Consider the following 7,099-nt stretch of genomic DNA (forward strand, 5'->3'; position numbering starts at 1 on the left):
AAGGCATTGAGCGGATTGAGCGTCCGCGGGGAGCCCTGTTTTTCAGGGATAAGATATAGCTTTAGACCTCGATCCAAAAATATGTTCAGAAAAACATGCTCAAAAATGTCACGATGGATTTGCGGGGATGGATCGAGGCGATTCGTCGTCGCTTAACCGCCCGTATACACAAAGGTTTGCGGGAATCTGTCGGGGTGGAGCGGGGCGCGGGGTGTGGCCTCCTGGATGGGTTGCAACTCGGGAGGGATGGATCAATCGGGGGGTTGCGCCGTGTGGTGCGGGGGTTTTTGTTGAGCCATGGCCAATGGCGAGGGCTGAGTGCCCGCCGTTCGGGGTTGGTTTTGCGGGAGGCGGCCTCTTTGATGGACTTGGTCGGCATGGAGAAGGATGAGGAGTAGTAAAATGTACTATATATAACTGTATAATCTGTCTTTCAATCTCGTCGGGGCTGATGTAAATATGAGGCGGTTTTGACTTGGATGAGGTTAAAACGGAGTTGGTTGTAGTTTAAATTTGCTGATTTGGTTCGGCAACAAAAGTAAACAAAAGGTGGCTTAAATGAAGAAATCGACATGGATTATGGCGGGGATGGCAGCGTTGTTGCCGCTCTCCGGATTGGCAAGCGTAACGGTGAATGCTCCTTCGGCCGACGGAGGATGGGCGATTCTGTTTAATCCGGAAACCGCCGCGGTATACGATCAGCAGCAGTTCTCGGGAACAACCGGATCGGTTAGCCTGGATACAAGCGCCATGGTTGCTGGGTCTAAATGGGCCGTGGATATCACCTATGATGCCGAAAAGGCTTGGCAGTCCCGCGTGTATTGGAACACGACGGGGGTTTATTCGCCTACCCGCACATGGGACAATGTCGATGCGTCGGTCACTGCGCTTACCGGGGAGATCATTAACCGCAGCTACGATGTTTCTACGCCGGGCGCCCGCAAGTTGTCCGTGACCTATCGTGCAACCGACACCGCCGCGGTAACCCTGCAGGGATTGAACAACGATAGCAATGCGCTGGATGCGTATTTGAGCGTTTACCGGCCAACCACGGAGACCGACAATATCTATTCTCCCGATATGACGAAAAACTGGGATCCGACCACGTTGCAGGATGGCTATACGTATACAACGGAGGTTGCTGCATCGGACGCCAGCTATACGGTCATTACCATCACGAAAGGGGATGGCTCCTTCGAGGCAAGCTATGTCGGAAAATGGAATGCTGCAACGGGCGGCTACGACATCGGCTTCGAGTCGTTCGATGATCCCGGTGATACGGCCTATTGGAGCACGGCGGATGCCGGCTTGGGCGACGAAGGTGTTTTCAATGAATTGGATGGAACGGTTACCTTTACCTCCACCTCCTCCAATACCGATGCGTTGGAAGACTTTGTTCCGTACTATGTCTACATGAACCGGGCTGAAATTTTCGACGACTTAAGCTCCCCGAGTGCGAGTCTCTCCTATGCGCGAGACGGCGGGTTTTCTTTGCTGAATTATGATCACTATACCATTCCGGAACCGGCTGCGATCATGCTGCTTCTCGGCGGCGGCGGTGCGCTGTTTGCGACGCGCCGCATCTTCATGATCTAGTTGGCTTGGAAGTTTGGGGCGATGTTCGAGTCGATGGGTTTTTACTCATCGACTCGGTTTTGTTTAAAGAGTTGTGTAATTATGTTTTTAAGAACCCTGTTAAGTTTAATGTTCGGCATCCTGCTGGCCGGTTGCGTTACGACCGACTCCCCGGTGGTGACGGCCGAAGAGTTTTCCGCATCGGTTCGGGCCCAAAAGCAGGCCCGGTTGCTGCGTTCCGGAGATCGGGTTTATTTGTCGGTCGAAGTGAAGGGGAAGAAAGAAATCCCGCAGACGACGATCCAGGTAAACCATGACGGATCCATTCCCGTGCCCTTTGTGGGGGATGTGAAGCTGGATGGATTGACCTTGGCCGAGGCGCGCCTGCTGCTGGAAAAGAGCTATTCGAGGATATTCGTGACGGCCCCGTTGATCACCTTCGGGCTGGTTGACGATGGCGCTGCGGGGGAATGGGGCTATGTCACGGTGCTCGGGCAGGTTCGAAATCCGGGCCGGTTTTCGGTGATGACCAGCGCCGGCATGAACCTAAGCGAGGCGCTTCATGAAGCCGGTGGATTCGGGGACAGTGCAAACATGAACGAAATCGTGGTGACCCGTGTTGCGCCCGACGGGAAAACCATCCAATATATCGCCGATATCAAGGCGTTTGGGCGTTCGGGGTCCACGCAACAGGACATTGTTCTGTTCGACGGCGATGTCGTCTATGTTCCGGAGCGCTTGTTCTAATTCGTTTGCACGACGGGTTTCTAGTAAAAAGTACTAGTGTTTTTGGGTGTTTTTAGCATCGAACTGCCCGTTACGATATGGTTACATGTTCACAGTTTGGTCGTTGTTGTGATTTGAAAAGATTGATAAGGAGCTCGAAGAGCATGAAAAACAAGATGGGTTTGTTGGTTATGGTTATGTTGGTGGTTGCGGTTTCCGTCGCGCATGCACGTTCGCGCAGAACGGTTACAGTGGTTGAAGAAACGATCGTCAGTCCGCTGGATGGATATGCCGGGCAGGTCCAATAACACGCATAATTTTTGAAAATTTAGTTGTCCGCATGGGTTGTGGTTTAGGTGTTCAGGGGGAACTGTGCGGTCGCTATCGGGGATTACAACACGTTTGGCATGGGCAAGCGGTCTGGTACCCTTTCTTGCGGGACTGCTGATCTATGCCGCTTGGGCGCGTGGGGGAGTTTATCCTCCGTTCCAATGGCCGATGGGCTCCTTGGCCGTTATTTTAATCGGGGCCCTCTTTTTCCTTGCGCCTGAAGATCGGCGGCGAATCCGGACTGGCGTTTTAAGGGATCCGGTCTTCTATCTGGCCACGCTCTTTCTGCTTCTGCTCGTGATCCAATCCCTAAACAGCGGCTATGTTGTTATGTGGGATGAAGTGGATACAGCGGGTATGCCGGAGCTTCCTCCGTTTTGGTTGCCTTGGTCGGTTGAGTCGAAAACCGCTTCGCAGGTATTCATCTGGTTTTTCCCCGCCTGCACGGCCTTGATGGTTGTGCGGCACGTGCTGACCAAACCCCAGCTGCACCTCATCCTCTATGTCATGGTCTGGAACGCGACCCTGCTGGCTCTGGTGGGAATGCTTCAGCAAGCGATGGGGGCGGAAAAAATGCTGGGAATATGGACCATTCCTCACGGAAGCTTTTTTTCCACCTTCGGCTACGTCAACCATGGCGGCGCGTTCTTTTATCTTCATGCCGCCATTGCGGCGGGCTTGGCGCACCAATCAATCAAAAAGCGGTTTCCGCCGGTGCAGATCTCGGTTTGGGTCCTTTGTTTTGTGCTTTGCCTGGCGGCCGCGTTTGCGTCGCTGAGTCGTGCGGCCGGGCTGGCGGCCCTGTTGTTGGTGCTCGCCGCGGCGGGCTCGATCGTTCGGCGGGTCTGGACGCGTTCGGTGGGCAAGTCGCAGCTCGTCCACGTGATCGGGGTCGGCTGTATTGTCGTTTTGACCGGCCTGGTGCTGTATTTCGGTTCTGGCGACGGCGCCCTTTCCAACGAGATCGAGGAGACGTTCTTTGGCGCACGCATGGAGGAGGCCGTCGAGGGACGCACGATGCAGCTGCCCGGCGCGTGGGAGATCGCGCGCGATTATCCCGTATTTGGCTGCGGCGGATGGGGCTACCGCTGGATGGCGCTGCTCTACATCCCGGTCAACGAGTGGGATCTATGGCGCGGACCGGGCAAGGCCAATGTCCATTGCGATCCCCTCCAGTTTTTGTGTGAATTCGGATTTGTTGGCTCCTTCTTGATGGCGGGCGCGGTGGTTTGGCTGTTGGTTTCGTTTTTCCGGCAGCGGAAAAAGTCCGGCAAAACCTCCGTGCTGGGCAAGTGGATTGGATTGGGGCTGTTGTTGGTCTTTGTCCACGGCTGGGTCGATCTACCATACCGTTGTCCGGCCATTCTAATCGCCTGGTGCTGCCTGCTCGCCGCCCTTCCCAAACTGACCGCGCCTTCCGACGAGTGGGAGGAATATGGCGATGACTAGGGGCGAATCGCAGCTAGGCGAGCGGCGTCGGGGGGCCTTTTCTTGGGCCTCCCGGCACGTTCAATTGTCCAAAAACCACTTTCTGCCAACGAACCCCGGCTCGTTGGAAACGAACACTTAACTTCGAAGACCTATCCATGAAAAAACACACCCAACCCGATTTAGACCGCGGCTTCCCCGAGACGGACGAACCGCGCGGCCCCATGTACCACCGTTCCAGCTACGGCGAGCCGGCCTACTACGCCGCCGCCTACGGCGGGGAACCCGGCGACGAGGAGGGCATCGACCTGCTCAAGTTGCTGCGGGTGCTGTTGCGCCGCTGGTATACGGTTGCCATCTTTCTGGTGGTCGGCGGGTTGGCCGCCTGGCTGTATGGCCAAAAGGCGACTCCGATATACCAGGCCGAAGCCGAACTCGAAATGAGCGTGCGCCGCCCCAAGGTCATCAATTCCCAGGCGGTCTACGACGACACCTCCAGTTCCATGAGCGACACCGATGCCATCATCAACACCCGGTTCGCCAAATTCCGTTCGCCGGCCATGGAGCGCATGGCGATCGAGGAATACCAGAAGCGCTTCCCCGGGGAAGAACGCTCGGTCCAGGCCCTGTCGTATTATGTGCGGGAGAACATCAGTTGGTCGAAAGACAGGCGCTCGAACATCGTCCGGGTCTCGACCCTCAGCCCCGACCCCCGGTTTGCCGCCCAGCTCGTCAATGTGCTCTCCTTCTGTGCCGGCGCACTGATGATCCAGGAAAACCAGGCCCTGTCCGATGGCGCGGTCCAGTGGCTGCATGCCCAGGTGGAAGAACAGCGCTCCTCGCTGGATGGCGTGGAAAAGCAGCTCGCCACCTTGCGGTCGAGCATTCAGCTCGATTCGTTGGGGCAGCGCAAAGATGCCCTCGGTGCCGCGCTCAACAAAGTGGCGGCCGAAAAAAGCACGATCGAAAACAAGCTGGAAGCGCGCAAGGCCACCTATGATTTCGTCGTCGAAATCCTGACCGAAAAACAGGATGTCGAAAAGCTGCCCTCCGGCCTGCCCAAGGAGGCGGAGATCAATGCCCTGATTACGGTGTGGCGCAAGGCCCGCAATGAATTGGAAAAATGCACCGACACCTACACCGAGCATCATCCCGAATACCAGCGCCTCCATACCGAAGAGCGCCGCGCCCGCAAGGAAGTCGAGGACTTCATCGCCATTTCCGGGGAAGCCATCAAGAATGAAATCCGACTCCTCGAACGGCAGCTCGAACAGCTCGTCCGCCGCGTCGAAACCATGGAGCAGGAGTCCATTTCGCTGGAACAGAAGCTGGTCAACGGGGAGCAGCAGCTCATCAGTCTGGAACGCCGCCGCGAAGCCGCCGACGATGCCTACCGCGCCATCCTCCAACGCATGGAGCAGGCCCGCATGTCGGCCGACGAAAATACCGCCTTCATCAACATCATCCGCGAGGCCACCATTCCGCGCAATCCGGTCAAACCGCGCAAACTGGTGATTCTGGCGCTGGGCCTCTTCATCGGGACGCTGTTCGGGGCCGGGCTGGCCTTCCTGATCGAATTCTGGTCCGACAAGATAACGCTGGTGGGCGACCTGAAGGATTTGAACCTCAATATCCTCGGCACCATCCCTTCGCAGAAAAACGTGGAAACGCGCCGCGATCTTGCCACGATTGGCCTGAAAGACAAGTTCAGCCATGTCTTCGAAATCTTTGCCGGCATCAACACGCTGGTCTCCGCCGACCGCTACAAGGACCGCACGCACGTCATCCTCATCTGCAGCGTGATGCCCGGCGAAGGCAAAACCATCAGCTCCTGCAACCTGGCCATCAGCTCCGCGCTGAACAACACCCGAACCCTGCTCATCGATGGCGACCTGCGCCGCCCGCGCCTGGCCCGCATTTTCGGCATCAAGGAGGAGCACGCCAGCCTGCTCGAATGGCTCTCGGCCGACGACGGCTCGCTCGATTGCGAGCATCTGGTCAATCACGACGTCCACAAGAATCTCGATATCATCACCAGCCGGCCGAGCCGGAACGTCAATCCCGCCGAGCTCATGGGCCGGGCGAAACTGCGCGAGCTCATTGAATGGGGCCGCAAAAACTACGACCGCATCATCATCGATTCGCCGCCGCTCGGCATGGTCGGCGACTCCCACGCCCTGGCCAACCAATCCGACTCCGTCATCGTGGTTTCGCGGATTGGCAAAACGAAGAAACGGGCGCTCAAATTTGCCTTGGGTCGTTTGGTGGAGCTCGATGCCACGGTGCTCGGTTGCATCGCCAACGACGTACCGCACTCGTTGGCCGGCATGTTCAAGGGCGCGCACGACGGATATTCCTACGGATACGGCGGATACGGGGCCTACAAAAGCTATGGCCGGGAAGACGACGCCTAGCCGCGCTCCCCGCCGCCGGGGCGGCGAGGGGCTTTGATCGATTGAACGGCGTGACCCCAGGGGGTCGGGCCGATGTGAAGACAGAGTATATGGCGTGTCTTTCGTCCTCGAACGAAGGCGCGTGATTAGGGGGCCGAATAAACGGGGGTGGGGGAATTCTCCTCAACGCCCGCAACCTCGGTTTCCTGAAAAAAAGTTTGGCATGAGCCAAAACGTACAGCGAAAGACTGCGGGCCCGGCCCGCCGGAAGGTTTCAGCACGGCTGATCGACCGAGGGCGGTAGCGCGTCTTCCGGTAGCGGAACGTTTACCCCCGCTTGTTCAGTCCATCCGGATTTCATTTTTTTCTCTGATCCGCAGGATGCCCTCGCCCAAAGGGCAACTCCAGTGACTACAAGGAACGGTTGTAGAAAATGTTTTTACAACCATTCCCGTTGGTCATTAGAGGGGCCGGTGCCCGGCCTGAGTTGATGCTGCGCATCGAGGTTTGAACCGTTAATGAACGCGAATGGACATTCATAAGGAAGGTCGGTGTTCTTCGCGTCTTTGCGGTCAAATAAAAACTCTGATCCGCAGGATGCCCTCGCCGGAACGGAGTGGAGGCTCTCTAGTGAATGAAATGAACGG

6 protein-coding genes are annotated in these 7,099 nt (G+C 56.9%); 5 read left to right on the forward strand and 1 reads right to left on the reverse strand.

Going from position 1 to position 7,099, the window contains the following annotated elements; translation table 11 throughout:
* The first annotated feature begins 558 nt into the window (after positions 1-558).
* The 5 genes from ABYO54_RS11845 (at position 559) to ABYO54_RS11865 (ending at position 6,473) form a co-directional block, all read left to right on the forward strand.
* Positions 559-1,596: a PEP-CTERM sorting domain-containing protein gene (locus ABYO54_RS11845; protein WP_372808462.1), complete on the forward strand. Its 1,038-nt coding sequence runs from the start codon at positions 559-561 to the stop codon at positions 1,594-1,596.
* 81 nt (positions 1,597-1,677) lie between these two features.
* Complete coding sequence (locus tag ABYO54_RS11850) at positions 1,678-2,322, forward strand: polysaccharide biosynthesis/export family protein (protein ID WP_372808463.1); 645 nt, start codon at positions 1,678-1,680, stop codon at positions 2,320-2,322.
* Between the two features lie 143 nt (positions 2,323-2,465).
* Positions 2,466-2,609: a hypothetical protein gene (locus ABYO54_RS11855; RefSeq protein WP_372808464.1), complete on the forward strand. Its 144-nt coding sequence runs from the start codon at positions 2,466-2,468 to the stop codon at positions 2,607-2,609.
* A gap of 364 nt (positions 2,610-2,973) precedes the next feature.
* Positions 2,974-4,080: an O-antigen ligase family protein gene (locus tag ABYO54_RS11860; RefSeq protein ID WP_372808465.1), complete on the forward strand. Its 1,107-nt coding sequence runs from the start codon at positions 2,974-2,976 to the stop codon at positions 4,078-4,080.
* Positions 4,081-4,217: 137 nt separating this feature from the next.
* The gene (locus ABYO54_RS11865; RefSeq protein ID WP_372808466.1) at positions 4,218-6,473 is read left to right on the forward strand and encodes a GumC family protein; all 2,256 of its coding nucleotides are present in this window, start codon (positions 4,218-4,220) and stop codon (positions 6,471-6,473) included.
* Between the two features lie 418 nt (positions 6,474-6,891).
* Here ABYO54_RS11865 and ABYO54_RS11870 read toward each other — a convergent pair.
* Positions 6,892-7,099, reverse strand: a 208-nt coding sequence (locus tag ABYO54_RS11870) for a hypothetical protein (RefSeq protein WP_372808467.1), incomplete at its 5' end; no start/stop codon positions are given.

It is taken from the genome of Pontiella sp., from assembly GCF_041622395.1.
Classification (GTDB): Bacteria; Verrucomicrobiota; Kiritimatiellia; order Kiritimatiellales; family Pontiellaceae; genus Pontiella.